Annotated in this window: 20 protein-coding genes; 6 read left to right on the top strand and 14 right to left on the bottom strand. The window is 39.7% G+C overall.

Annotation, left to right across the window (positions count from 1 at the left end; translation table 11 throughout):
* The first annotated feature begins 20 nt into the window (after positions 1–20).
* Positions 21–386, top strand: a complete 366-nt coding sequence (locus DPV97_RS07365) for a hypothetical protein (protein ID WP_049364267.1) — start codon at positions 21–23, stop codon at positions 384–386.
* A 22-nt stretch (positions 387–408) separates the two neighbouring features.
* Here DPV97_RS07365 and ppx read toward each other — a convergent pair whose 3' ends face one another.
* From ppx to DPV97_RS07400, 7 genes are all read right to left on the bottom strand, one after another.
* Entirely contained in the window at positions 409–1,953 is a 1,545-nt protein-coding gene (gene ppx, locus DPV97_RS07370) for an exopolyphosphatase (RefSeq protein WP_070713286.1), read from the bottom strand.
* Between the two features lie 8 nt (positions 1,954–1,961).
* Complete coding sequence (tamB, locus tag DPV97_RS07375) at positions 1,962–5,861, bottom strand: autotransporter assembly complex protein TamB (protein WP_431830724.1); 3,900 nt, start codon at positions 5,859–5,861, stop codon at positions 1,962–1,964.
* Positions 5,862–5,864: 3 nt separating this feature from the next.
* Positions 5,865–7,601, bottom strand: coding sequence for an autotransporter assembly complex protein TamA (gene tamA / locus DPV97_RS07380; RefSeq protein WP_070713281.1), 1,737 nt, complete (start codon positions 7,599–7,601; stop codon positions 5,865–5,867).
* Positions 7,602–7,789: 188 nt separating this feature from the next.
* Positions 7,790–8,224: a D-aminoacyl-tRNA deacylase gene (dtd, locus tag DPV97_RS07385; RefSeq protein WP_070713278.1), complete on the bottom strand. Its 435-nt coding sequence runs from the start codon at positions 8,222–8,224 to the stop codon at positions 7,790–7,792.
* Positions 8,221–9,045, bottom strand: a complete 825-nt coding sequence (locus DPV97_RS07390; protein ID WP_070713276.1) for a virulence factor BrkB family protein — start codon at positions 9,043–9,045, stop codon at positions 8,221–8,223. The genes dtd and DPV97_RS07390 overlap by 4 nt, the downstream gene beginning before the upstream one ends.
* Positions 9,045–9,518, bottom strand: coding sequence for a YchJ family protein (locus DPV97_RS07395; RefSeq protein WP_070713273.1), 474 nt, complete (start codon positions 9,516–9,518; stop codon positions 9,045–9,047). Before DPV97_RS07395 ends, DPV97_RS07390 begins: the two co-directional genes overlap by 1 nt.
* Positions 9,508–10,185, bottom strand: a complete 678-nt coding sequence (locus DPV97_RS07400; protein WP_070713270.1) for an MOSC domain-containing protein — start codon at positions 10,183–10,185, stop codon at positions 9,508–9,510. Before DPV97_RS07400 ends, DPV97_RS07395 begins: the two co-directional genes overlap by 11 nt.
* A gap of 123 nt (positions 10,186–10,308) precedes the next feature.
* On the opposite strand from DPV97_RS07400, the gene DPV97_RS07405 reads away from it, so the two are divergent.
* Together DPV97_RS07405 and udp are read left to right on the top strand one after the other, a co-directional pair.
* Entirely contained in the window at positions 10,309–11,808 is a 1,500-nt protein-coding gene (locus tag DPV97_RS07405; RefSeq protein ID WP_070713268.1) for a helicase HerA-like C-terminal domain-containing protein, read from the top strand.
* A gap of 47 nt (positions 11,809–11,855) precedes the next feature.
* Positions 11,856–12,614 (top strand): uridine phosphorylase, encoded by a 759-nt coding sequence (gene udp, locus DPV97_RS07410; RefSeq protein WP_049369700.1) that lies wholly within the window; start codon positions 11,856–11,858, stop codon positions 12,612–12,614.
* Positions 12,615–12,660: 46 nt separating this feature from the next.
* Here udp and DPV97_RS07415 read toward each other — a convergent pair whose 3' ends face one another.
* The 6 genes from DPV97_RS07415 to DPV97_RS07440 form a co-directional block, all read right to left on the bottom strand.
* Positions 12,661–13,476: a shikimate 5-dehydrogenase gene (locus DPV97_RS07415; protein WP_070713266.1), complete on the bottom strand. Its 816-nt coding sequence runs from the start codon at positions 13,474–13,476 to the stop codon at positions 12,661–12,663.
* 82 nt (positions 13,477–13,558) lie between these two features.
* A complete protein-coding gene (locus DPV97_RS07420) occupies positions 13,559–14,143 on the bottom strand; it encodes a hypothetical protein (protein WP_070713261.1) in 585 nt (194 codons plus the stop codon).
* 895 nt (positions 14,144–15,038) lie between these two features.
* Complete coding sequence (gene cysE / locus DPV97_RS07425; protein ID WP_005695011.1) at positions 15,039–15,836, bottom strand: serine O-acetyltransferase; 798 nt, start codon at positions 15,834–15,836, stop codon at positions 15,039–15,041.
* A gap of 9 nt (positions 15,837–15,845) precedes the next feature.
* Positions 15,846–16,853 (bottom strand): NAD(P)H-dependent glycerol-3-phosphate dehydrogenase, encoded by a 1,008-nt coding sequence (gene gpsA, locus DPV97_RS07430; RefSeq protein ID WP_070713258.1) that lies wholly within the window; start codon positions 16,851–16,853, stop codon positions 15,846–15,848.
* A gap of 51 nt (positions 16,854–16,904) precedes the next feature.
* Positions 16,905–17,414 carry a protein-export chaperone SecB gene (gene secB, locus DPV97_RS07435; RefSeq protein WP_005695013.1) on the bottom strand — a complete coding sequence of 170 codons (510 nt, stop codon included), beginning with the start codon at positions 17,412–17,414 and terminating at the stop codon, positions 16,905–16,907.
* A gap of 9 nt (positions 17,415–17,423) precedes the next feature.
* On the bottom strand, positions 17,424–17,870 hold the full coding sequence (locus DPV97_RS07440) for a rhodanese-like domain-containing protein (protein ID WP_070713255.1): 447 nt from the start codon (positions 17,868–17,870) through the stop codon (positions 17,424–17,426).
* Between the two features lie 249 nt (positions 17,871–18,119).
* On the opposite strand from DPV97_RS07440, the gene ansB reads away from it, so the two are divergent.
* From ansB to DPV97_RS07455, 3 genes are all read left to right on the top strand, one after another.
* Positions 18,120–19,169, top strand: a complete 1,050-nt coding sequence (gene ansB, locus DPV97_RS07445) for an L-asparaginase 2 (protein WP_070713252.1) — start codon at positions 18,120–18,122, stop codon at positions 19,167–19,169.
* A 155-nt stretch (positions 19,170–19,324) separates the two neighbouring features.
* Positions 19,325–20,626 carry an anaerobic C4-dicarboxylate transporter gene (locus tag DPV97_RS07450; RefSeq protein WP_070713246.1) on the top strand — a complete coding sequence of 434 codons (1,302 nt, stop codon included), beginning with the start codon at positions 19,325–19,327 and terminating at the stop codon, positions 20,624–20,626.
* Positions 20,627–20,750: 124 nt separating this feature from the next.
* Positions 20,751–21,386 carry a hypothetical protein gene (locus tag DPV97_RS07455; RefSeq protein ID WP_070713245.1) on the top strand — a complete coding sequence of 212 codons (636 nt, stop codon included), beginning with the start codon at positions 20,751–20,753 and terminating at the stop codon, positions 21,384–21,386.
* Positions 21,387–21,433: 47 nt separating this feature from the next.
* Here the strand turns inward: DPV97_RS07455 and DPV97_RS07460 are convergent, their stop codons facing one another.
* Positions 21,434–22,957 (bottom strand): YfcC family protein, encoded by a 1,524-nt coding sequence (locus DPV97_RS07460; RefSeq protein ID WP_070713242.1) that lies wholly within the window; start codon positions 22,955–22,957, stop codon positions 21,434–21,436.
* Positions 22,958–23,035: the final 78 nt, after the last annotated feature.

Consider the following 23,035-nt stretch of genomic DNA (forward strand, 5'->3'; position numbering starts at 1 on the left):
CTATCTAAAAAAGGAATGTTATGTCGTTACTCAAACAATTAACCCGTTGGAAAATTCGCGGTCAGATTGATCAGGACGTTATTGATATTATTCTGACTTTGCAAAGTCGCCTAGAGCATCATTGGCGCATTGATGTGTCTATTCCGACCGTCATCACACTCTTATTGCATATTGCCAACAGCCTTGCCCGCTTAAAACGAGGCGGTTGCGTTTCCCCGCTTCATCAATCCTTTTATGATGAAATGCAAAGTGCGGTCATTTTCCCTGATGTTTTGGAAATTCACCACGATTTGCTTTCTTTTATTCCGCAAGAAATTCCCGAAGCCGAGCAGAGCTATTATTTAGCTAATATTTATAGCTTGCTGCTGGAGCAAGATAAAAAATAAGGGCATGAAAGCCCTTATTCTATCAGTTAAAAATCAAACTGAGTTCTAAATCTTTGAGTAAATTGCTCTCTAAGCGCAATTCATTCCACACTAATGGATTATTATCCAAATAATGTTTCTCAAAGGTCAGTTCCCAAGTCTGTAAAGAGCGGTCAATTCTAAGATTGATTTTGTCGGTGCTGTCTGTTGCTTGGCGAGATTTATTTAAAATCACCGAAATGCGTAAAAGAAGCAGTAAAACAAGGACATCTTCATCCGCATAACGAGCAAAAATCGGTAAATCATTCTTTTTAAATGCGCTAGTGTGATAACGAACTAAATTCACCAATAAGCGTTGCTGCTCGCGATCAAAACCCGGCAATTCCATATTTTGCAGAATATAAGCCGAATGTTTTTGCACATTTCGATGATTGATTACGATGCCTACTTCCAATAAACGTGCCGCCCAAATCAGCAGGTTTTTCATTTCATTAGCAAGATGCGGTTTTTGCCAATGGGTGTATTGGTCAATTAAGGTTTTCGCACTATTTGCCATGCGATCGGCTTGTGCTAAATCTAAGTTAAATTGTTCGGCAAGTCCTAATGCGGTACGTGTACGGATATCTGAAACTTGGAAGTTTTTTTCTAAGCTGTAAACCACCCCTTCACGCAAGGCACCGTCAGAGTAGCGCATATTTTCTAAACCAAATACGTCAAAAACGGCACTTAAAATGGCTAAGCCTGGCACGAATACATCCACGCGATCAGGATTTAATCCCGCAATATTGAGCTCTTCAAAATGGGAAGCTTGTAAGGTCCGGTCAATTAAATTTTGTAAGCGTTCAGCCGTGATAATGCCGTTCGGGTCAAGAGTTGCTGTAATCACTTGATAGACGGTTTTGATGGTGCCGGATGAACCTAACACTGATTGCCAGCCGAGTTTGCGATATTCCCAGCTTAAATCTTCAATTTTATTGACCGCACTTTGGCGAGCTTGCTCGAAGTTTTCTTTTGAAATTTCTCCATTTTGGAAGAATTTTTTGGCAAAGCTGACGCAGCCCATGTGACGACTTTCTGCCACTAAGGGGGTGAAATCATCACCGATGATCATTTCTGTCGAGCCACCACCAATATCGATGACCAGTTTACGTCCGCTTTCGGGTTGAGTGTGGCAAACACCCGCATAAATAGTTTTGGCTTCAGTTTGACCACTAATGATATTAATGGGATAGGGAAAGACAGTGGCAGCCTGACGTAAAAATTCGTCATTATTGACCGCTCTTCGTAAGGTGTAAGTGCCGACGACATTCACATCTTCTGGCGCAAAGCCTTGTAAGCGTTCAGCAAAAAGCGCAAGGCAATTTACACCGCGCTCAATAGCTTCTTGGCTTAATACATTGTGCTCGTCCAATCCATCGGCGAGTCTCACTTTTTGTTTTAAACGAGAAAGCACCTGAATTGAGCCATTGATAATGCGTGCCACAATCATGTGGAAGCTGTTTGAGCCTAAATCAATGGCGGCAATCTCCCGGGCCTCACCTCGGTGATGAGGTTCTGCGAGTTGAGCCAGTTGCTTGTCGTTATGCATGTCCTTTCCTAAAATTCAAATTGATACAATAAATCAAAAACTTGGTTTGTGCTGGAAACCGATTGGAAATAAAGTTGTGGCATTAAGCGGTAACGCAAGGTCACTTCGGCTAAGCCATCAAATAACCCCACACCGTATTTCACTTGTAAGCGTTTACCAATATTACCACTAACTTGTACTTTGGAGCTATCCCCAACACCGGCAGTGCCTAAGTTTAAGTCTTGAATACCAAAGGCTTCGCCAATACCGCCGACGACTTTACCACTTTTCGCTAAACCTAAGCCAAGTAATGCGGCACCCACAGAACCACTAGAACCTGCTTCACCGCTGTTTTCTAATGAGCGACCGGTTAATAAATAAGAAAGTGCCTGGTCTTGAGATTTGGCTGGATCAGAGAAAATCGTGACTTGTGGGCTAGATGCCATACCAATCACTTTTACCCCTGCGGTCACTTTACTGTCTTCCATGGCTTCTGGGTTACGAATCGCCTCAATATTTAACATCGGTTGTGAAGGTAAACCGGCGAAGCTGATTTGTCCTTTACGAATTAATAAGTCCTGTCCAAAAGAGGCATAACGACCATTTTTCAGGTTAATTTGACCGAATAATCCTAATTTGCCTTTATCCTGTTTCACAGAAAGTAAACCATCTAAATTCGTTTTTAAACCATAGGCATTTAAATGCACATCATCACCGATTTTAATTTTTAAATCAGATTGAATTTGCATACCGGATTTGGTTTCTGAAGCAAATTGGCGATTGATGAGTTCTTCTTTACTTTTTCTCGGGCCATTTAAAATCACTTCGTCTTCACTCACCGGTTCAGCATTGTCTGGTAAGCTTTCAATAGCAATTCTTGCCCATGGAATATCCACGTTTCCGCTTAAATCTAAGCGTTTTGGTGACGCTTTGACAACCACATTCGGGCTGACTTTTAATTTCGCCATAGACGGAATATCGACTTTGAAGTTATCCGCTTGTGCTCTGACTTCTGCCGTCCAGTTATTCATGTGCGCCCAGTTAGCCAGCCCATCGATGTTGAGTTTACTATCTGGTGTTTGTACATGACCATTTAAAGTTGAAGAAGTACCATTAAAGCGGATTGCTACTTGACCATCAGTTACATCAAAAGGCAGGCTTTTCAGTTTTGTTTTTACATTGCGAATATCAAAATTACCGTTTAATAATGGTTTTTCTAAATTGCCACCGAAACTTAAGCGAGAAACCACTTCACCATCCATGCTTTCACCGCTAGAGAAAAGTTGATTCGCTAAGGATAAGCGTAAACCTTCAATGGTAAAGGTGCCGCCTAGTTGTCGGGCTTTACTTAAATCATTAATTTTTAAGTCCGTGCCAATTCGGCCTTGATTCTGAACGTTAATGTTTGATTTCAGGGTTAAATTGTTATTTTGAATATCGGCATTCACACTTAATTTAGGAATATCTAGCTTAAAGGTGCGGTAGTCTAATTTTTGTGCCACACCAATGTTATTTCCTTCTACCGCTACATTTAGTTGTAACGGTTTATCGCTGAACCATGCCGCTTTTCCTCGGCTTTGTAATTGGCCTTTGAGCGTGTTTTGACCCATCAATCTATTCACTACATCTAAATTAATGCGTTTAAGCTCAAAAGGGACTTCACCGTTTTTCCCTGCCGTAAATTGTTGTGGAAAACACAAATCTAAATCTTGGTTAACCCAACAGTGAGACCCGATGGTGGCTTGGATTTTTTTATTGTCATAAGTCACAGGAATGGTTTGATTAACTTTAAAATCACCGATGGGTGAGTTTAGGCTCACTTGGCTTAAATTACCCTTCCATTGCTGAGAAGTGCGGTCAAAATTGCCAGTAATTTGTAAATTAGCTGCAACAGGTTCACCTTTGGATTTTAAGTTGAGCGTATGATGTTTTTCATCACCCGATGCATTCAAATCAATATTATGCAATTTAATGCTGTCGCCATAGCGGAAGTTTTCCGCTTTGACGGTGAGTTCACCGTTCACTTGCGGTTCACTCACAACATTACCTTTAATTAAGGCTTTGGATAAGTCTAACCCTTGGAAGTGCAAGCCTTGTGCTGTTAAATCAGTATTAATGGTTGGCGCAGTAAGCTTACCTAAAATTTGAGCTTTACCGACCAAGGAACCTGCTAAATCTTGCCACAGACCACGCAAGCTTGGTGCGTTGATATCTAAATCTAGGTTTGATTTATCACCTAATGTACCTTTTGCCGCAATGCGGTTATCGCCATAGTTAAGCAATAAATCAGGGATGTTTAATAAGGTTTCATGACTTAAAAAGGCACTTCCTTTTAAGCTTAATGGGCGAGAAGAGAGACTACCGGTTAAATCCACGGCTGGCACATCCACTTTCCAATGATTGGAATCAGCGGAACCTTTCGAGCTCACTTTGCCTGATAATACGGCTGGCATGGCTGGCACATAAGGGCGAATATTCATTTTGTTTAAATCAGCAGTTACATCCCATTGCGCGCCATCTTTCCAATTTGAGAAACCCGTTAAACGTGCCGTACCATCTAGGGCTGCAAGTTTTAATTCGTTGAGGGTGACTTCATAGAGCTTACCATCTGCATTCAAATCAATATTGGTGTGAGGGATATGATCCATACCTTCCACGCCCCCAACAACCTCAGCGTGATAATTCAACAAATCGCCCGTGAGTTTGATATCCACATCGTTAATTTTGAGCGGTGCAAGGCTATCTGCAAAAGCGTATTGACCTTTTTTCGCTTTTAACTGCAGATTTAATGGCATTTTATCTTCAGCCAGTTTCACATCACCGGTTAAGGTCGCATCAAGCACACCCTGTGTGGTTAACGAAAGTGCGGTCGTTTTTTTCAATGAACCCGATAAATTGAGATCAACTTTGCTGGCAGGCAGAATGGTTTTATCTTTTGATTTAAACTCTTGGATATCAGATTTTAATGTGAGATCAACCGGAAAATCTTCATTGAGCTGGAGTTGTCCTTGGCTAGAAAGTGTACCAAGAGAGCTGTCAATGTCGAGTTTTTGTAATTTCACTAAATGATCGGTGGCATCCGTTTGTAATTCTACTTTAGGCACAGTGATTTTTTGTGTTTCTTCGCCTTTTTCATTGAGCGATTGATATTGCCAGTTTGTACCCAAAACACTTGGAATGTGCATATCAAAAGGTAAGTTCACCGTATTTAAATTACCTAAAAATGCGGGTGTGAGTGTTTGCTCAATTTGCGCCCAATCAATGGGTTTAGCAGGTTCTTTTTGCTCAGGCTTAGGGGGATTCGGTTGAGTTTGGGATACCGTTGAGAAAAGCACATCTGAAAGAGTGGTGGGCTCAAGAGTAAGGCCTGATTCATTGTTTAAACTGACCGCACTTTGAAATGACGAAAAGGTAATATTACTTTGATCGAGTTTCATATCAAAGTCAGTAATCGCCACATTTTTCACTTGTACAGAAACCGGTAAATGGATTTTTTCCATTGGACCACTTTCTGTGGATTTCTCTTCAGAAGGCGGCATAACACTGGTATCAATGGCGATTTTAGGCTGCGTTAGGCTGAGATCATCAACAATAATATCTCCCGATAGTAAACGCGCTAAATTCAGTTGTAAGCGCGTTTTAGGGAGAGCCACATCTACGCCAGTTGTTTGAAAACGTAAATTTTCTAAGACTAAACCATCTTGTAAGCCACCGCTGACTTGCTCAATAGATAAGCTATCGAGCATTTTATCGGCGAGTTGAATAAGTGCACGTTGCCCACTATCAAAAGAAAGTGCTGTGACGAAGCCTAAAACAGGGACAAAAATGACCGCACTTCCGACACATAAAATTTTACGGCAGGTCTTTTTCTTTTTAACGGGTTGTGTCGTTTGGTTATCTGGTTGTTTTTCTTGTTCAGACATAGTCATACCCTAAATTTCAGCCCCTAAGCCAATGTAAAATTGAATGTTTTTGCTGTTATCTTTATCTCGAATTGGCGTTGCAATATCAAATTTGATAGCGCCAACTGGCGATGCCCAACGCACACCGAAACCTGCGCCGTAGCGTAACTCATTTGCTTTGTAAGCATCTGCGGCTAAGCCTGTATCCGTAAATACGGCTCCCCACCAATTTGGGTAAACTTGATATTGATATTCAAGGCTACCTGTTACTAAGCGAGAACCGCCGACTAATTTCCCATCTTTATTTTTCGGCGAAATTTTCTTATAGCCATAACCTCGCACGCTGCGATCGCCCCCCGCAAAGAAACGTAATGCAGGTGGAATTTTACGAATATCCGCGGTATTTAAATAGCCGATTTCTGCACGGGTAATAAAACGGTGATTTTCTGCATAAGTACGAATCCATGCGGTGGAAGCTTGAACTTTAAAGAAATTGGCTTCTGACATCCAAAGCTTATTCCCTAAATCGACCGTGATTTTTTGGGTATCTCCCCATGTTGGGAATTGACCGCCTTTTAAACGAGTCCGGCTAAAGCCTCCGGTAGGATAAACAAGGAGCGTTTTATCGGTGAAATCAGCTTGCGTGAAGCTGTCGTAACGGACACGAAGACCCGCAAAATATTGCCACCCCTCTTTATTATTCCAATAACGTAATGCAGCAAAAGTGAGTGATTTGGTATCCGTATCGTTTTTATTTTCTTTTTCATAACCGGTTGAAAATTCATAATAATAATTTAATGGATTTTTCAACAATGGTATTTTATAAGTGGCTTCAAAGTTTTGCTTTGGTGCAGAGATGTAAAGATTTGTACGGAAACTATGACCTCGGCTATTAATCCAAGGTTTTGTCCAACCAATTTGGACATGAGGGCCCGTATCGGTTGCAAAGCCGACCCCAAGCTCCATTGAGTTTTTCTTACGTGGATAAAGTAACAATTCGATATCCACTAATTTTTCTTCTTCGCGGACATGAGGCTGTAAAAGCACTGAGCTAAACCAGTTGGTAGAAGAAAAATCGTTAGTTAATTCAGATAAATCGCTGACTAAATAAGGATCGCCCGATTTAATGTTGAGCATATTTTGCAAATAGTCTTCGCGAATTTGGGAATGGTTGAATGTGATGTTGCCGTAATGATACCGCACACCACTATCAAATAACATACGCCACCATGCTTCATGGGTTTCAGGGCTGATTTCTAAGCGAGAAATTTGGAATTTTCCATCAAGATAACCGCGAGCAAGGGCAAGGTTTGAAATACTGGTTTTGTAATCATCGTATTTTTGATGCTCAACTAACTCGCCTTTTTTGGGTAAGTTTTTACGGAGTGCTGTGAAGTTTTCGTCTTCTGCTGCTTCTCCTGTAATTTCAACTTCTGTTCCGGCAATTTTACTTGGTTCACCAGGTTTTACATTGGCGATAAGTAAGTCTCGTTGACCTTTGCGTTTTTTCAATTCAAAGGTCACGGAAGAACCATAATAACCAAAGACTCGAAGGCCTTTATCAACAGCATCTGAAACGAGTTGTTTATACCGATCTGAACCGTCCATTTCACCTTTATCAATGAGTTTGACATTCATATCTGTATTGCGAATGGCGCGTTCACCCTTGATTCCGCGGATCTCAATATCCACGGTTTGTTCTGCAAGGGCTGAAAAACTTATCCATCCAAACAAAAGAGCGGTTATTTTTAACGAAATTTTTTTCATTTTATTACAAGCTAAACTTTAAGAAGATCCACATCAAACCGCCTTAGTTTACCCATAAAATAAGGGGATTACCAACGCAATTATGGATGAGATTTGAAATTGTTATATGCATTTGAGCGTTAATACGACAATGCGATCAAAGAAAGAGTTTCCTTTGCTGTGAAAAAAATAGCGATTTTTGTCTTTATTCAGACATTTAACCAAAATGTAACTGGACCATCATTGGTGAGGCTCACTTGCATATCTGCCGCAAATTGTCCATTGGCAACAGTGACTTTTTCTGCACATTTTTGCGAAAAATACTCATATAATTCGTTAGCTAATGTTGGTGCGGCACCTTTTGAGAAACTTGGTCGTAAGCCTTTTTGCGTGTCAGCGGCTAAAGTAAATTGGGATACCACAAGCACTTCACCACCGATTTGCTGCACGTTTAAATTCATTTTGTCATTTTCATCGCTGAAAATACGGTAATTTAAGACCTTCTCAGCGAGTTTATCCGCTTTGGCTTGCTCATCTTCTTTTTCTACGCCTAATAAAACTAATAATCCTTTGCCGATTTGCCCCACAATTTGACCTTCAACTTCCACTTTAGCCTGCGTAACACGCTGAATTAACGCAATCATTTTACTTCCTCTAAATTTGTTTGATTCATTGACTGCACTTCTGCAAGCACTGCAGCTAATTGTGCACCGAATAACACCACTGTCCAGCTGATTTGAATCCACAATAACATAATAGGCAACGTCGCCATGGCGCCATAAATTAATTGATAAGACGGGAAGGTGATGATGTACCAAGTAAAAGCTTGTTTCCCTAAGGTAAAGAAAATTGCCGCAATTAATGCGCCTGCTGCGGAGTGTTTGATGCTCACTTTCTTATTTGGCACGACCATATAAATGAGTGTGAAAATAAACCAAGTAGAAAGAAATGGCACAAAGCTGAGGAGTTTTAAGCCAAAAGAGAGCGTTTCCGATTGCTCAAACATGGCTTTGACATAGGAACTTGCGGCAATGCTAGTACCGATTAAAAGTGGACCGAGCGTTAAAATGAGCCAATAAATAGCAAATGAAGTAAAAATTGGGCGATTACTGGTATCTTGCCAAATGCCATTAAGTGTACGGTCGATGGAGTTAATGAGCATTAATGCCACTAAAATCAAACTCACAATCCCCACGGCACTCATTTGTTTGGAATTATGGACGAATTCATCAATATATTGCCCTACAACATCACTCGCGGAAGGGGCGAAATTGGTGAAGATGAATTCTTTCAATGCCCCAGTTACTTCGTTAAAGACAGGAAAGGCGGAAAAAATCGAAAACACCACCATAATTAATGGCACGATGGCGAGCATGGTGCTGTAGGTGAGTGAACCGGCAGCTTGCGTTAATTTGTTTTCTTGAGAACGCTGCCAAAATAATGCGAGAAAAGACGTTAAGGTCATTAGAGTAAGCCTCCGCAACAATGTTTAAATTTCTTCCCTGAACCACAAACACAAGGTTGTTTATTACTTGGGAGCGGCACACTTGGGTCAACAAAATACCAACGGCCATCGATTTTTACAAAAATAGAATGTTCGTGATGCACTTGCGGCTGTTCGCTACCTTGAAAATGCGCCTTAAATTCAACCGCACTTTGTGTTTTGGTTAAGGTTTCTGCTTTGACAATCTCTAAACCGAGCCATTGCGTTTCATCAGCCCAATCTTGCAGGGCTTTTTCATCTAATAACGGTTGTTGGCTTGGTACCGTGGTTTGCACAATATAGGGAATATTTTTGAGTACAAACGCTGAATAGCGGGAACGCATAAGTTGTTCCGCTGTTTCTGGAAACATATTGCCTGAATGAAAGCGTCCGCAGCAATCTTCATAAGAAAGCGAAGATTGGCATGGGCAAAGTGCGGTCGTTTTAGCCGGCATTTTGGGCCGCCTGTTGTAAATGATGTAATTGTGAATTGATAGAACGTTTAAACGCAGGCGCTAATTCTTCAATGGCTAAGGCTTCTTCTAGTTCTGCGATGCTTGAAGGCGCGGAGAGTTGTGTGTTTAAACGACGAATTGTCCATTCAGGGTAAGGTCGATGTTGCAAAATGAGTTCATCACCTTGATGAATTTCCCCTTCTTCAATCACGCGCACATACCAACCTGTCCAACCTGACTGACGGATCACCTCTCTTGTATTCTCATTCTTGGTATTATGAGATAAACGTTCGCAAGGTTTACGTGGTTGAGACACTTCTAACAGAGTAGAGCCAATTTTGTAACGATCGCCTACGCAAACATTATCTTCATGCAAGCCGGATACCACAAAGTTTTCACCGTAAATCGCGCTACCGTGAAAATCAAACTTTTCACCAAGTAGCTCGTTTAAAGCAGGGAAAGAGACATCAGACATAAAAAACAAGGCTTTATCAACACCACCGTGATGAGCCTTTAAACCCACATCGTTACCTTCTGCACCCAGTGTGTGCACTTTTACCATCGATACCGGTTTTTTACGGATGGCACTTTCATATGAGCTACCATCAGGGAACGTTAAGGTTTCTATTAATCCTGTTTTAATAATAAGAATTTTTGCGTTTGCCATCTATTTTTCCTGCTTTGAGTTAGTTTTGAGAAATTATACCGTAAAATCACTTAAATTTTGACCGCACTTCGTTTTTTCCTTATCATTCGTCTTAAATAAAACCAACAAAACAAAGGAATCTTTATGCAATATTCTCTCGCGCGTACCGAACAAGGTCAAACCCTTGGTATTACCGCAAAAATGGCAAACCGTCATGGCCTGATCGCTGGGGCGACAGGGACGGGTAAAACTGTCACACTACGCAAAATGGCAGAAGCATTCAGTGATGATGGCGTGCCAGTCTTTTTAGTGGATGTAAAAGGCGATTTGTCCGGTTTAGTTAAAGCGGGGACATTCAGTGGCAAAGTGGCGGAACGCATTGAGCAATTTGATTTAGGTGGCGAGAGTTATTTAAATGGCTATCCTGTGTCATTTTGGGATGTATTCGGTGAAACCGGTATTCCACTTCGTACCACGATTTCTGAAATGGGACCATTATTACTTTCCCGTTTATTAAATTTAAACACAACTCAAGAAGGCTTATTAAACCTCGTATTCCGTGTGGCAGATGACAAAGGCTTGCTACTCATCGACTTAAAAGATTTACGTGCAATGCTTAAATTTGTAGCAGAGAACGCCAAATCGTTCCAAGTAGAATATGGCAACGTATCAGCTGCGAGTGTGGGCGCGATTCAACGTGCTTTACTGACACTTGAAAATGAAGGGGCGACCAATCTTTTTGGTGAGCCAGCATTGAACCTTGAAGATTGGTTACAAACTCGTGATGGTCGTGGCGTGATCAATGTTTTAAATTCTGAAAAATTAATCAATTCCCCAAGAATGTATAGCGCATTCTTGCTTTGGTTGATGTCTGAATTATTTGAACAATTACCGGAAGTCGGCGATCCGGATAAACCAAAATTTGTGATGTTCTTCGATGAAGCACACTTACTCTTTGATGGCGCACCGAGTGTGTTGGTGGACAAAGTGGAACAAGTGGTTCGTTTGATTCGTTCTAAAGGTGTAGGGATTTATTTTGTGACCCAAAACCCATTAGACTTACCGGATACCGTGTTAGGCCAATTAGGTAACCGTGTTCAGCATGCGTTACGTGCTTTTACACCACGCGATCAAAAAGCAGTGAAATCTGCGGCAGAAACGTTCCGTTCAAATCCAGCAGTTAATGTGGTGGAAACTATTTCAACTTTAGGTGTGGGCCAAGCATTGATTTCATTCTTAGATGAAAAAGGTATGCCAACGCCAGTTGAAGTGGCTTACGTGTACCCACCGAAAAGCCAACTAGCCCCGATTACTGAAGAAGAGCGAGCCGCGTGGGTGAAAGACGATGAGCTTTATGCCTTCTATAAAGATTATGTGGATAATGAGTCGGCTTTCGAAGTATTAAATGCTCAAGCGGATTTAGCAGCAGTGCAACAAAAACAAGCTGAACAAGCGCAGCAAGAGGAAGAGAGCGGTTTATTTGGTCGCTTAAGCCGAATGATTTTTGGAACACAAAAACGCGGGGATAAACTTTCTCCGACAGAACAAATTGTGAATAGCGTGGCAAAATCAGTGGGTCGAAATATTCGTAATGAAGTGACTAAACAAATTATGCGTGGTATCTTAGGCGCATTGAAAAAATAACGAAAATTTGACCGCACTTTGCGGCAAGAAGAAAAAAGGAGACTGTTATGTCTGATGTATTTCACTTAAACCTGACTAAAGCACAACTGAAAGGTGCAACACTCGCTATCGTACCAGGGGATCCTGCACGTAGCGAACGTATTGCTAAAAAACTTGATAACCCTGAGTTTCTTGCAAGTACACGTGAGTTCACTTCTTGGTTAGGCTATTTAAATGGTCAACCGGTGGTGGTGTGTTCAACCGGTATTGGTGGCCCTTCTACGTCTATCTGTGTGGAAGAGCTGGCTCAGCTTGGCGTGCGTACATTCTTGCGTATTGGTACAACAGGTGCAATTCAACCACATATCAATGTAGGTGATGTTCTTGTTACAACGGGCGCAGTCCGCCTTGATGGTGCAAGCCGTCACTTTGCGCCAATTGAATATCCAGCAGTGGCAAATTTTGAATGTACCACGGCACTTTACAATGCAGCTAAAGAAAAAGGCATTGAGCCATTTGTAGGAATTACAGCTTCTTCAGATACGTTCTATCCAGGTCAAGAACGTTACGATACCTACAGCGGCAAAGTGTATCGTGATTACCAAGGCTTGTTAAAACAATGGCAAGATCTCAATGTGATGAACTATGAGATGGAATCAGCCACATTATTTACGATGTGTAATGCCCTTGGCTTACGAGCAGGTATGGTAGCTGGTGTGATTGTAAACCGTACACAACAAGAAATTCCAAATGAAGCCACCATGAAAGATACGGAAGATAAAGCAGTATCTGTGGTGGTGGAAGCAGCAAGAAAATTGTTAGCGTAAAACTCAGATAAAAAGAACCGCACTTTTTAGAAGTGCGGTTTATTTTTTAACTATTTTTTCGAGCAAAAGCGGCGGCTTCGGCGATTAATTGGTCATCAGGTCGAATGCCTGTGTAGAGCTCAAATTGTTCAACAGCTTGTAGCACAATCACTTCTGCACCAGAAATCGTTTGTTTCCCTTGCTGTTGAGCAAATTGGATAAATGGTGTTTCAGCAGGAATCGCCACCACATCAAAAGCGGTTTGAGCTTGTTGAATAAGATTTTCAGGAAAGGCGAGATTAAATTCTTCTTTTCCACCTTTCATCCCAATTGGCGTAACGTTGACTAAAATGTCTGCCGATTGATTGCCTAAAGATGGGATATATTCATAGTCATAAAGTGCGGCTAAATTTTTACCTGTTTTTTCATTTCGAGCAAAAATCTTAAGATGCTCAAATCCACTGTTTTTAAAGGCTGCGACGACGGCTTTTGTCATACCACCACTGCCTTGTACAATCACTCTACTCTTTTTATCTAATTGATATTCTTCGATAAGTTTAACAATGGCAATATAGTCGGTGTTGTAAGCACGAAGAAAACCTTGATCATTCACAATGGTATTCACAGACTGAATGGCTTGTGCAGAAGGGGAGATTTCATCTAAAAATGGCATGCAGCTTTCTTTAAAAGGCATTGAAACGGCACAACCTCGAATACCAAGTGCACGAATGCCTTTGACGGCGCTTTCAATATCCGTGGTAGTAAAGGCTTTATAGATAAAATTAAGCCCGAGTTTTTGATATAGATAGTTATGGAATGTTGTGCCAAAATTGCCCGGTCTGCCAGAAAGAGACATGCAAAGTTGGGTGTCTTTGTTAATCATATTTTGGTCTTAAATATTCAAATTTATATCATCATCAATAAAATATTGATTCATTTCAAAAGCTGGTTTTGCCGCTTTGTCTTTAATTAGATTGGTAATGATATCTTAAAAAAGTTATAGGGTGTAATACTACACTAAATAGAAAAGTAAGAGCGAAAAGCGTTCCGATGCAAAATACACAATTTAAGAACAATAAACATACAACATTATCGGTAATAAATAATGTATTAGTTTCTACAGCTTGAAGATCCCAGCTATCGATGTATGTCAAAAATATAAATGTTGCTACAAGAAGCAGTAATGATATGATGAAGACTAGTTTTCTCTGTATGGTTTTTATTATACTTTTCTCTATTGTAATACCAGAATCAATCATTTCACGTTCAGATAAATAAGTAAACTTTGAAGTCAATACAGTATAAATAGCAAACAAAGGGGCTATTATCATTGATAAATTTGAAATTACTTCAGATTGAAAGGAGTATATATGAGAGTATACTCCATTCCCTTTTATTAAATACGTATCAATGAATACTTCAAAATCAGTTATTGGAATATTATTAAAAAAAATGACTACGAGAACAAACAATACTGATATAAAAACACTACCATATACTAAAAAATCCTCATTTATCAAAAATTTTGGATATTTTTTATCTCCGTTCATATAGATCCCATCTTATTAAGTTTTTCAAGATAATCTGCTATACTTAAATTACCGTTATTAACACGCATAGCAAAACTAGACATATTATTTCCCTCAATAAATTGCTAAAAGCGGTTAAACTTAGTTTGATGCTACATTTTTATATGTTAATTGTCTAAGAATTCATCATTTAAAGTCAAAATGAAATTTTTTAAAATTTATTACAATAATTTTAAGTATTTGTAAGTATATTAACCTTTTAAATATTCAAATTTATATAATCATCGATAAGATATTGGTTTATTTCAATTTGGTCGGTATATATGATACTTTAATGAAGATACTGGGTGACGTATTACGCTAAACAGCACAAAAAGTGTAAAGAATGTCCCTGTATAAATTATATAAGTTAAGGATAGCAACCATATTACATTATCCCTAACAAATAATGTATTAGTTTTAGATTCTTCAAGATCCCAATTATATATGTATGTTAAAAACATACACATCGTTACAAGAAGCAGTGCTGATATAATAAAGCAAAATTTCATTAATATAGTTTTTTTTACACTTTTCTCTATTACCCTTCCACTATTAATAATTTCATTTTCCGACGAGTAAGTGAGCTTCAAAGTTAATGCTAGATAAATAGCAAACAGTGGAGCAATAATCATCGACAAATTTGAGATTATTTCAGATTGAAAGGAGTATATATGAGAATATACTCCTCTCCCCTTGACTAAATATTTATCGATAAATATTTCAAAGTTAGTTATTGGAACATCGTTAAAAAAAATAATTACAGATATGAATAATAGCAAAACAAATATGAAGCTATACGTAAAAAAAACTCATTCATCGAAAGTTGTGGATACTTTTTTTCCTCAGTCATATGTTTTCCTTTTTGCAAATATTTTTAAATATTCAAATTTATATCATCATCGATAAAATATTGATTCATTTCAAAGGCTGGCTTCGCCGCTTTGTCTTTGCCGACAATACGAGCAGGCACACCTGCAGCGGTGGCATATTCAGGCACAGGTTGAAGTACAACAGAGTTGGCACCAATTTTGGCATATTTGCCCACTTCGATATTACCGAGAATTTTTGCCCCTGCTCCAATCATCACACCTTCTCGTACTTTTGGATGGCGATCGCCGGATTCTTTACCTGTACCACCGAGGGTAACACCTTGTAAGATAGACACATCATTTTCAATTACCGAAGTTTCGCCGACAACAATACCGGTAGCGTGGTCAAACATAATGCCGTGCCCAATTTTGGCCGCAGGATGAATATCCACATCGAAAGCCACTGAAATTTGATTTTGTAAATAAAGTGCGAGTGCTTTTCGATTTTGGTTCCACAAATAATGGGTAATTCGATAGCTCTGAATAGCGTGAAAACCTTTTAGATAAAGCAATGGTGTGGACCACAATTCCACAGCAGGATCGCGGTGGCGCACAGCTTTAATATCACAAGCAGCACAGTCAATGATATTGGGCTCGGCCTGATAGGCTTCTTCAATAATTTCACGTAGCGAAATTGCCGGCATGATCGGGTTAGCCAGTTTATTTGCAAGTAAATAACTCAAGGCACTGCCAAGATTTTGATGTTTTAAAATGGTGGAATGGAAAAAGCTTGCGAGCATTGGTTCGCATTCTGCTAATTCTTTTGCCTCTTGGCGAATGTGTTGCCATACTTCTAACGTCATTTTTTCTCCTTATTCGCCTTTTCGTTCACGACCTAATAAGCTCAGTGCGACTTCTTGTGCACTTTTACCACAAAAGAGCATTTGGTAAATTTGTTCTGTAATCGGCATTTCCACGTCTTGTCGTTGCGCCAATAAATAGGTTTCTTTGGTGTTATAAAACCCTTCCACCACCTGACCAATTTCATCCATGGCTTGTTGGCTATCAGTCCCTTTGCCAAGCATTAAACCAAATCGACGGTTACGGGATTGGTTATCGGTACAAGTGAGCACTAAATCACCTAAACCAGACATGCCCATAAAGGTTTGTGTATTCGCTCCCATGGCTACACCTAAGCGAGTAATTTCCGCAATTCCACGGGTAATCAATGCCGTTCTGGCATTGGCACCAAATCCCATACCATCTGAAATACCTGCGCCAATCGCAATTACGTTTTTAATGGCGCCACCTAATTGAACGCCAATCATATCTTGGTTTACATACACCCGAAAATGCTGACTGCAATGAATTCGCGCTTGAAATTCTAAGGCAAATTTTTCATTACGAGAGGCAAGGGTAATAGCTGTTGGCAATCCTTGAGCCAGCTCTTTCGCGAAAGTGGGACCAGAAAGTACTGCCGTCGGAATTGATTTACCTAAGGTTTCTTCTACTACTTCTTGCAGTAATCGGCCGGTGTTACGTTCTAATCCTTTAGTTGCCCAAATTAAACGATGATCAGGTTTTAAGTGCGGTCGAATTTTTAAGAGAATTTCGCCGAAAGCATGGCTTGGCACCACAATTAAAATGTCTTTCGATTGATCAAGGGCTGTTTTCAAATCTAATTCTAAATGCAAACTTTCTGGAAATTCAATATCTGGCAGAAAACGGCGATTTTGACGTTCCTGTTGCATTTGATGAATGTGAGCGGGATTGTGCCCCCAAAGATAGGTTGGAGAGCCATTGCGAGAAAATGAGATAGCGAGTGCTGTTCCATAAGAACCGCAACCAAGAATGGTAATTGGAGATTGGGATGGGTTCATTTCAATCACCTTTAAAAAAAGGGCAGACGGTATCGCCTGCCCTTATCACAATTAATGTTGGGTTTCCTGATTTTCTTCCGCTTCAGCTGCTGCTTGCTGCTTGTTCATGTAATCAATGAACAGCGCATCGAAGTTTACCGGAGAAAGGTTTAATGCCGGGAATGTACCGCGATTCACTAAGTTAGAAATCAATTCACGAGCATAAGGGAAAAGCATATTTGGGCATTGAGATGTTAAGCAGTGCGCCATTTGAACATCTTCTAAACCGCTGATTGTAAATACACCAGCTTGTTTCACTTCACAAATAAACGCCACATCACCAGAATCTTCCATGGTCGTTTCTACGTTAATGTTTAACGTCACTTCATATAGATCTTCACCTACTTGAACGGCTTCAGTGCTTAAATCAAAGCCAAGTTTTGGTTTCCATTCTTGGTGGAAAATATGAGGAAGATTTGGTGCTTCAAAAGAAACATCTTTTACATAAATACGTTGAATTTGAAGTACGGCTTCTTGTTGCTCTTCAGCAGCTACTTCAGGTTGTTGATTTTGTTCAGACATAGAGGATCCTTACTTATGTTTTTTTACTAATGGTAAATTTGCACCCGCCCAAGCAGTTAAACCTTCTTTTAACACATAGACTTTTTCAAAGCCTTGTTTAGTTAAAAGTTCTGCGGAGGTGGTAGCAGAAACACCGTTAACATCCACAATGATAACCGGTTTTTCTTTGTGATGTTCGATTTTGCCTACATTGTGATTTTTGATTTCAGTTGGAAGCAAGTTCACGCTGCCAATAATATGACCGCGTTGGAATTCATCAATAGGACGTAAATCAATTACCACAGCTTCTTCATCGTTCATTAAACGAACGGCTTCAGGGTTGGTAATAACGCGATATTTTTGTGTCGCACTTTTAAAAAAGGTGAAAAGTGTCATAAAAAGGACAGCAAACCATGCGATCGTTAAAAAAGTGTGTTTTTGAGCAAATTCAATTGCTTGAGGCATAAATTCTTGCATGTTGTTCTCAGCTTAATTTTGATAATGAATAAGAGTTTATCTTCAGATGAAATAAGGCTTTAAGTATAACCGCACTTTAGTTATCTTTCAAAAAAATTATCAAGGAAACGCAACGTTGGCGAAAGCTTATACGATCAGAACAATAAAAATGTGATCAGGATCATAAATATACTATCTTTGTATTTATTCTACTCCTAATTAAGTAGAGAATGGCCGAACTTATATTGTTAAATGTGAAAGGAGACGCGCATGAAATTAAAAAAATTAACGGCACTTATGATGCTCGGATTAGGTTTTTCGGTTGCACAAGCTGCGGAATTACCGAATATTACAATTTTAGCGACGGGCGGCACCATTGCTGGAAGTGGTGAAACCGCCGTTTCTTCTGCTTATAAAGCGGGGCAACTCAATGTTGAAGCGTTAATCGATGCTGTGCCTGAAATTAAGCAATTAGCTAATGTTAAAGGTGAACAAATTGTGAAAATTGGTTCACAAGATATGAGCGATGATGTGTGGTTAAAATTAGCCAAAGCGATTAATGCACAATGTAAAGATACTGATGGTTTCGTGATTACTCATGGTACCGATACCATGGAAGAAACCGCTTATTTCTTAGATCTTACAGCAAAATGTGAAAAACCAATTGTATTAGTGGGTGCAATGCGTCCAGCGACAGAAAAAAGTGCGGATGGTCCGTTAAACCTTTATAACGCCGTAGTCGTGGCAACGGATAAAAAATCATCGGGTCGTGGTGTGTTAGTGGCGATGAATGGGGAAGTATTAGGTGCACGTGATGTGACCAAAATGAGTACTACTGCAGTACAAACGTTCCATTCTCCAAACTATGGTACCTTGGGTTACATCCATAACAGTAAAGTAGATTACGAACGCTCACCTGAAAGCAAACATACGGTGAACACGCCATTCAATGTAGATAAATTAGACAGCTTACCGAAAGTGGGCATTGTTTATGCTTATTCTAATGCACCAATTGAACCGTTAAATTCATTATTAGATGCGGGCTACCAAGGTATTGTTTCAGCAGGTGTAGGTAATGGTAACGTGAATGCTGCACACTTAGAACGTTTAGAAAAAGCAGCGAAAGATGGTGTGGTAGTAGTACGTTCATCTCGCGTGCCAACCGGTTACACCACACGTGATGCTGAAGTAGATGATTCTAAATATGGTTTTGTGGCTTCAGGTACATTGAATCCACAAAAAGCACGTGTGTTATTGCAATTAGCCTTAACACAAACAAAAGATCCAAAAGTGATTCAACAATACTTTGAGGATTTCTAGGAAAGTCATTGAAAGTGCGGTCAGAATTTGAATCAAATTTTAACCGCACTTTCGGATAAAATAGACTAATTCAAGTAATAAATATAGATAATGCACTAGTTTGTTGTTAATATATGTTCCGGAATTACTTTTAAAATTAATATGGAGAAAATATTATGATTTGGGCTCAACTTTTAGTCGTCCTACTCTTTATTTACCTAGGGGCTAGATTAGGCGGTATTGGTATCGGTTTCATGGGTGGTATGGGTGTTGTGGCACTTTCACTGCTTGGCTTAAAACCGGGTGCTATTCCGTTTGATGTAATTTCAGTTATCATGTCTGTAATCATGGCAATTGCTGCAATGCAAGTTGCGGGTGGTATGGATTTCTTAGTAAAAGTAGCTGAAAAAATTCTACGTAAAAATCCAAAATACATTACCTTCCTTGCGCCAACTGTAACTTACTTTATGACTGTACTTGCAGGTACTGGCCACACAGCATTCTCAACACTTCCAGTAATTGCTGAAGTGGCAAAAGAACAAGGCATTCGTCCTTCACGTCCACTTTCTATTGCGGTTATCGCTTCACAAATTGCGATTACAGCGTCTCCAATTTCTGCTGCGGTGGTATTCCTTTCTGCAGAATTAGAGAAAAACTTTGGTTTAAGTTACTTACAATTATTAGGTATTTGGATTCCAACTACTTACGCAGCATGTATGATTACTGCGGTGATTTGTAACTTCCTTGGTAAAGATTTGAAAGATGATGAAGTTTACCAAGATCGTCTAGCAAAAGGTTTAATTACTATGCGTGGTGAAATGCAAATTGAGATCAAACCTTATGCAAAACGCTCTGTCACAATTTTCCTTATCGCGATTTTAGTGGTCATGCTTTATGCAACTGCAATCAGTAAAACAGTTGGTTTAATTCAAAACCCAATTCTTTCTCGTGATAACGCAATTATCTCTTTCATGCTTGCGACTGCAGCGATTATCACTATGGCATGTAAAGTGGATACTGCAAACATTACCAATGCAGCAACCTTCAAATCAGGTATGTCAGCGGTAATTTGTGTGCTTGGTGTGGCATGGTTAGGTAATACTTTCGTGGAAGGTCATATCGATCAAATCAAAGCAGTATCAGCTGAGTTCTTACAACAATATCCTTGGAGTTTAGCGGTTATCTTGTTCTTCGCAAGTACCTTACTTTACTCACAAGCTGCAACTGCAAAAGCATTATATCCAACTGCAATTTTATTAGGTGTTTCTCCGGAAGCCGCAATTGCAGCCTTTGCCGCAGTATCAGCATTATTTATTCTTCCTACTTACCCAACCTTAATTGCGGCAGTAGAAATGGATGACACCGGTTCAACCCGTATCGGTAAATATGTATTCAACCACCCATTCTTAATTCCTGGTGTGATTGCAATTAGCTTATCTGTATTATTCGGATTCTTAATGGCGGGTGCAGTTTTATAATCCTCCATTAAGCTAAAATAAATGAAAACCATCTTGTCTTCGGATAAGATGGTTTTTTAATGGGGAACTTCTTCTTATTGTGATACTCTAAAAGGCAACCTCTTTTTATATATAAGGAAAACCAATGAAGTTATTTAAAATCCTTTTTGCTGCATTAATTGCTTATGCACCAACAGCATGGTCTGCGGTGGATTATAATATTAAATACAGTTCGAATTATTTAATGCCCGCGTATGTGCATTTTAAAGCTGATGGTTCACAGTATTCAGTCAATGCGAAAATTAACATTCCGTTGTACAACATTGTGTTTACTTCTCGTGGTTCACAAAATGCGAGTCAATTTAAAATGGTGAATTATCAAGATGTACGTAATGGTAAGCCTTATGCGATTTCTAAAATTTCGCCAACAACAATTGAATACGGTAAAGTGAAAAATGGGTTAGAAACTGAGCCGTTAAAATTACCGACTTTTGATTTATTCACTATGGCATTTCAGTTGAGTTATTACGATAAATTGCCAACCAGTTTCCAAATTACAAATGGTAAAAAACTTTACCCAATGGAAAATGTGAATGTGAAGAAAGTAGAAAAACAGATCCAATATAACAAGCAAACTGTCACGGAAATTACCTATTCATTTAAAACCGGTAACAAAGACATTATGGTGAAGAAATTCTCAGGTGAACAATTTCCACGTTATATCAAATACACCAGAGATGGTGATGATTATGAGTTAGAGTTTGATGAGTTTGTAAAATAGAATCGGATGAGAACAAGAAGCCACGCAAGATTGCGTGGCTTTTTATTTTAGTGTGCATACATAAATACTTGAGTGAGGAGAAGTATCGATGAGATAACAAATTGACAGCCTACGATTGGCATGACAAATTTCAACCATTTATTAAATGGAATACCAAGCATTTGTAACGTAACAAGGACTAATCCTGTTGGTGCAAGGAATAACATAATATATTGCCCCCAGTTGTAAGCTGATACGACGATGTCTCTTGGAATGCCCACAGTATCAGCTAGCGGAGCCATGATTGGCATAGCGAGTACGGCAAGGCCTGAAGATGAAGGTACAACTAATCCTAAGAAAATGAAGACCAAGAGCTGACCAATAATAAAGACGCCACCATTCATTCCGCCGACAAGATGCGTCATATAATCGAGAATGGTGTCAGAAATCATCCCTTGTTCCAGAATGATATTGACTGCTCGAGCGAGTCCGATAATCAATGCGACGCCGACTAATTCAGAAGCACCATGAGTAAAGCCATTTACGACATCTTTTTCAGGTAATCCACTGATAAACATAATAATGATGGTAATGGCTAGGAAGGAAGTCGCCATTTGAGGGAACCACCAGCCGCCAAACATCACCCCCCATACCATGAGAGGAAAAGCAGCGCTAAATAGAATCAGAATCAGTTTTCTTCTAAAGGTAAATTCAACGGTTGCATCCGGATCGATATCTTTCATATAGAGATCATAGAAGGTTTGGCGATCGTCATAGGTATAAGAAAATTCAGGATTGGCACGCAGTTTTTTACAATACCAATACATGTAAGCAATCACACACGCACCACCAAGAATAAGTCCCAGTGTACGAAATCCCATTCCTTCCGTGAATGGAATACCCGCAGCATTTGAGGCAATGACAACGGAGAAGGGATTGATTGTTGAAAAGGCAGTGCCCATCGAGGCGGCGAGGAATATGGCACCAACACAGACAATCGAATCATAGCCTAAGGCTAAAAAAACGGGGACAAGAATCGGGTAGAAGGCTACTGCTTCTTCCTCAATACCACAAGCTGTACCGCCTAACAGCATTAACACGCAGACAGCGAAGACGACGGAGAATTCATTTCCTTTTGTTTTCTTGGTGAGAGACATTAAACCAGCGTTAAATGCCCCTGTTTTGTTTATGACACCAATCATCCCACCGAGTATGAAGATAAAAATCATAATATCAGCCACTTCAATAGTGCCATCCACCATGGCGTGAATCATATCGGTAATGCCTTTTTCGTGTTGTTCAATGCGTTGATAGGTATCGGGGATAGCAATCGGCTTTTTGATAATGCCGTTGGTGAAATTAGAAAGTTGAATCTTGATATTGAGTTGATTAAGGGTTTGTTCTGTTGCTGGATAGCTTTGATCGGGAATTCCGTGGGTTTTGACAATAAAATGATTTTCGGTGGTGTCGTAGGAAAGTTTTGAGTAGGACCCTGAGGGAATAAGCCAAGTAAGACCAATAGCAATAAGAAGAATAATAAAGAGAATGCTAAATGCGGAAGGGAATTTCATCTTTTTCTTTGATGCTTCCATTATGGAGAACTCCTTGTGTTCGGATTAGTTAATAAGCCGAGCGCGTATTCTACACAAAACGAGCAAAAAAGCAAAGAG

It is taken from the genome of Haemophilus parainfluenzae, assembly GCF_003253005.1.
Lineage (GTDB): Bacteria > Pseudomonadota > Gammaproteobacteria > Enterobacterales > Pasteurellaceae > Haemophilus_D > Haemophilus_D parainfluenzae_M.

What these genes read in the sequence shown, in the direction of transcription:
- DPV97_RS07365 (WP_049364267.1), top strand. Translation starts at nt 21, where the DNA reads ATGTCGTTACTCAAACAATTAACCCGTTGGAAAATTCGCGGTCAGATT.
- ppx (WP_070713286.1), bottom strand. Translation starts at nt 1,953, where the DNA reads ATGCATAACGACAAGCAACTGGCTCAACTCGCAGAACCTCATCACCGA.
- tamB (WP_431830724.1), bottom strand. Translation starts at nt 5,861, where the DNA reads ATGACTATGTCTGAACAAGAAAAACAACCAGATAACCAAACGACACAA.
- tamA (WP_070713281.1), bottom strand. Translation starts at nt 7,601, where the DNA reads ATGAAAAAAATTTCGTTAAAAATAACCGCTCTTTTGTTTGGATGGATA.
- dtd (WP_070713278.1), bottom strand. Translation starts at nt 8,224, where the DNA reads ATGATTGCGTTAATTCAGCGTGTTACGCAGGCTAAAGTGGAAGTTGAA.
- DPV97_RS07390 (WP_070713276.1), bottom strand. Translation starts at nt 9,045, where the DNA reads ATGACCTTAACGTCTTTTCTCGCATTATTTTGGCAGCGTTCTCAAGAA.
- DPV97_RS07395 (WP_070713273.1), bottom strand. Translation starts at nt 9,518, where the DNA reads ATGCCGGCTAAAACGACCGCACTTTGCCCATGCCAATCTTCGCTTTCT.
- DPV97_RS07400 (WP_070713270.1), bottom strand. Translation starts at nt 10,185, where the DNA reads ATGGCAAACGCAAAAATTCTTATTATTAAAACAGGATTAATAGAAACC.
- DPV97_RS07405 (WP_070713268.1), top strand. Translation starts at nt 10,309, where the DNA reads ATGCAATATTCTCTCGCGCGTACCGAACAAGGTCAAACCCTTGGTATT.
- udp (WP_049369700.1), top strand. Translation starts at nt 11,856, where the DNA reads ATGTCTGATGTATTTCACTTAAACCTGACTAAAGCACAACTGAAAGGT.
- DPV97_RS07415 (WP_070713266.1), bottom strand. Translation starts at nt 13,476, where the DNA reads ATGATTAACAAAGACACCCAACTTTGCATGTCTCTTTCTGGCAGACCG.
- DPV97_RS07420 (WP_070713261.1), bottom strand. Translation starts at nt 14,143, where the DNA reads ATGAACGGAGATAAAAAATATCCAAAATTTTTGATAAATGAGGATTTT.
- cysE (WP_005695011.1), bottom strand. Translation starts at nt 15,836, where the DNA reads ATGACGTTAGAAGTATGGCAACACATTCGCCAAGAGGCAAAAGAATTA.
- gpsA (WP_070713258.1), bottom strand. Translation starts at nt 16,853, where the DNA reads ATGAACCCATCCCAATCTCCAATTACCATTCTTGGTTGCGGTTCTTAT.
- secB (WP_005695013.1), bottom strand. Translation starts at nt 17,414, where the DNA reads ATGTCTGAACAAAATCAACAACCTGAAGTAGCTGCTGAAGAGCAACAA.
- DPV97_RS07440 (WP_070713255.1), bottom strand. Translation starts at nt 17,870, where the DNA reads ATGCAAGAATTTATGCCTCAAGCAATTGAATTTGCTCAAAAACACACT.
- ansB (WP_070713252.1), top strand. Translation starts at nt 18,120, where the DNA reads ATGAAATTAAAAAAATTAACGGCACTTATGATGCTCGGATTAGGTTTT.
- DPV97_RS07450 (WP_070713246.1), top strand. Translation starts at nt 19,325, where the DNA reads ATGATTTGGGCTCAACTTTTAGTCGTCCTACTCTTTATTTACCTAGGG.
- DPV97_RS07455 (WP_070713245.1), top strand. Translation starts at nt 20,751, where the DNA reads ATGAAGTTATTTAAAATCCTTTTTGCTGCATTAATTGCTTATGCACCA.
- DPV97_RS07460 (WP_070713242.1), bottom strand. Translation starts at nt 22,957, where the DNA reads ATGGAAGCATCAAAGAAAAAGATGAAATTCCCTTCCGCATTTAGCATT.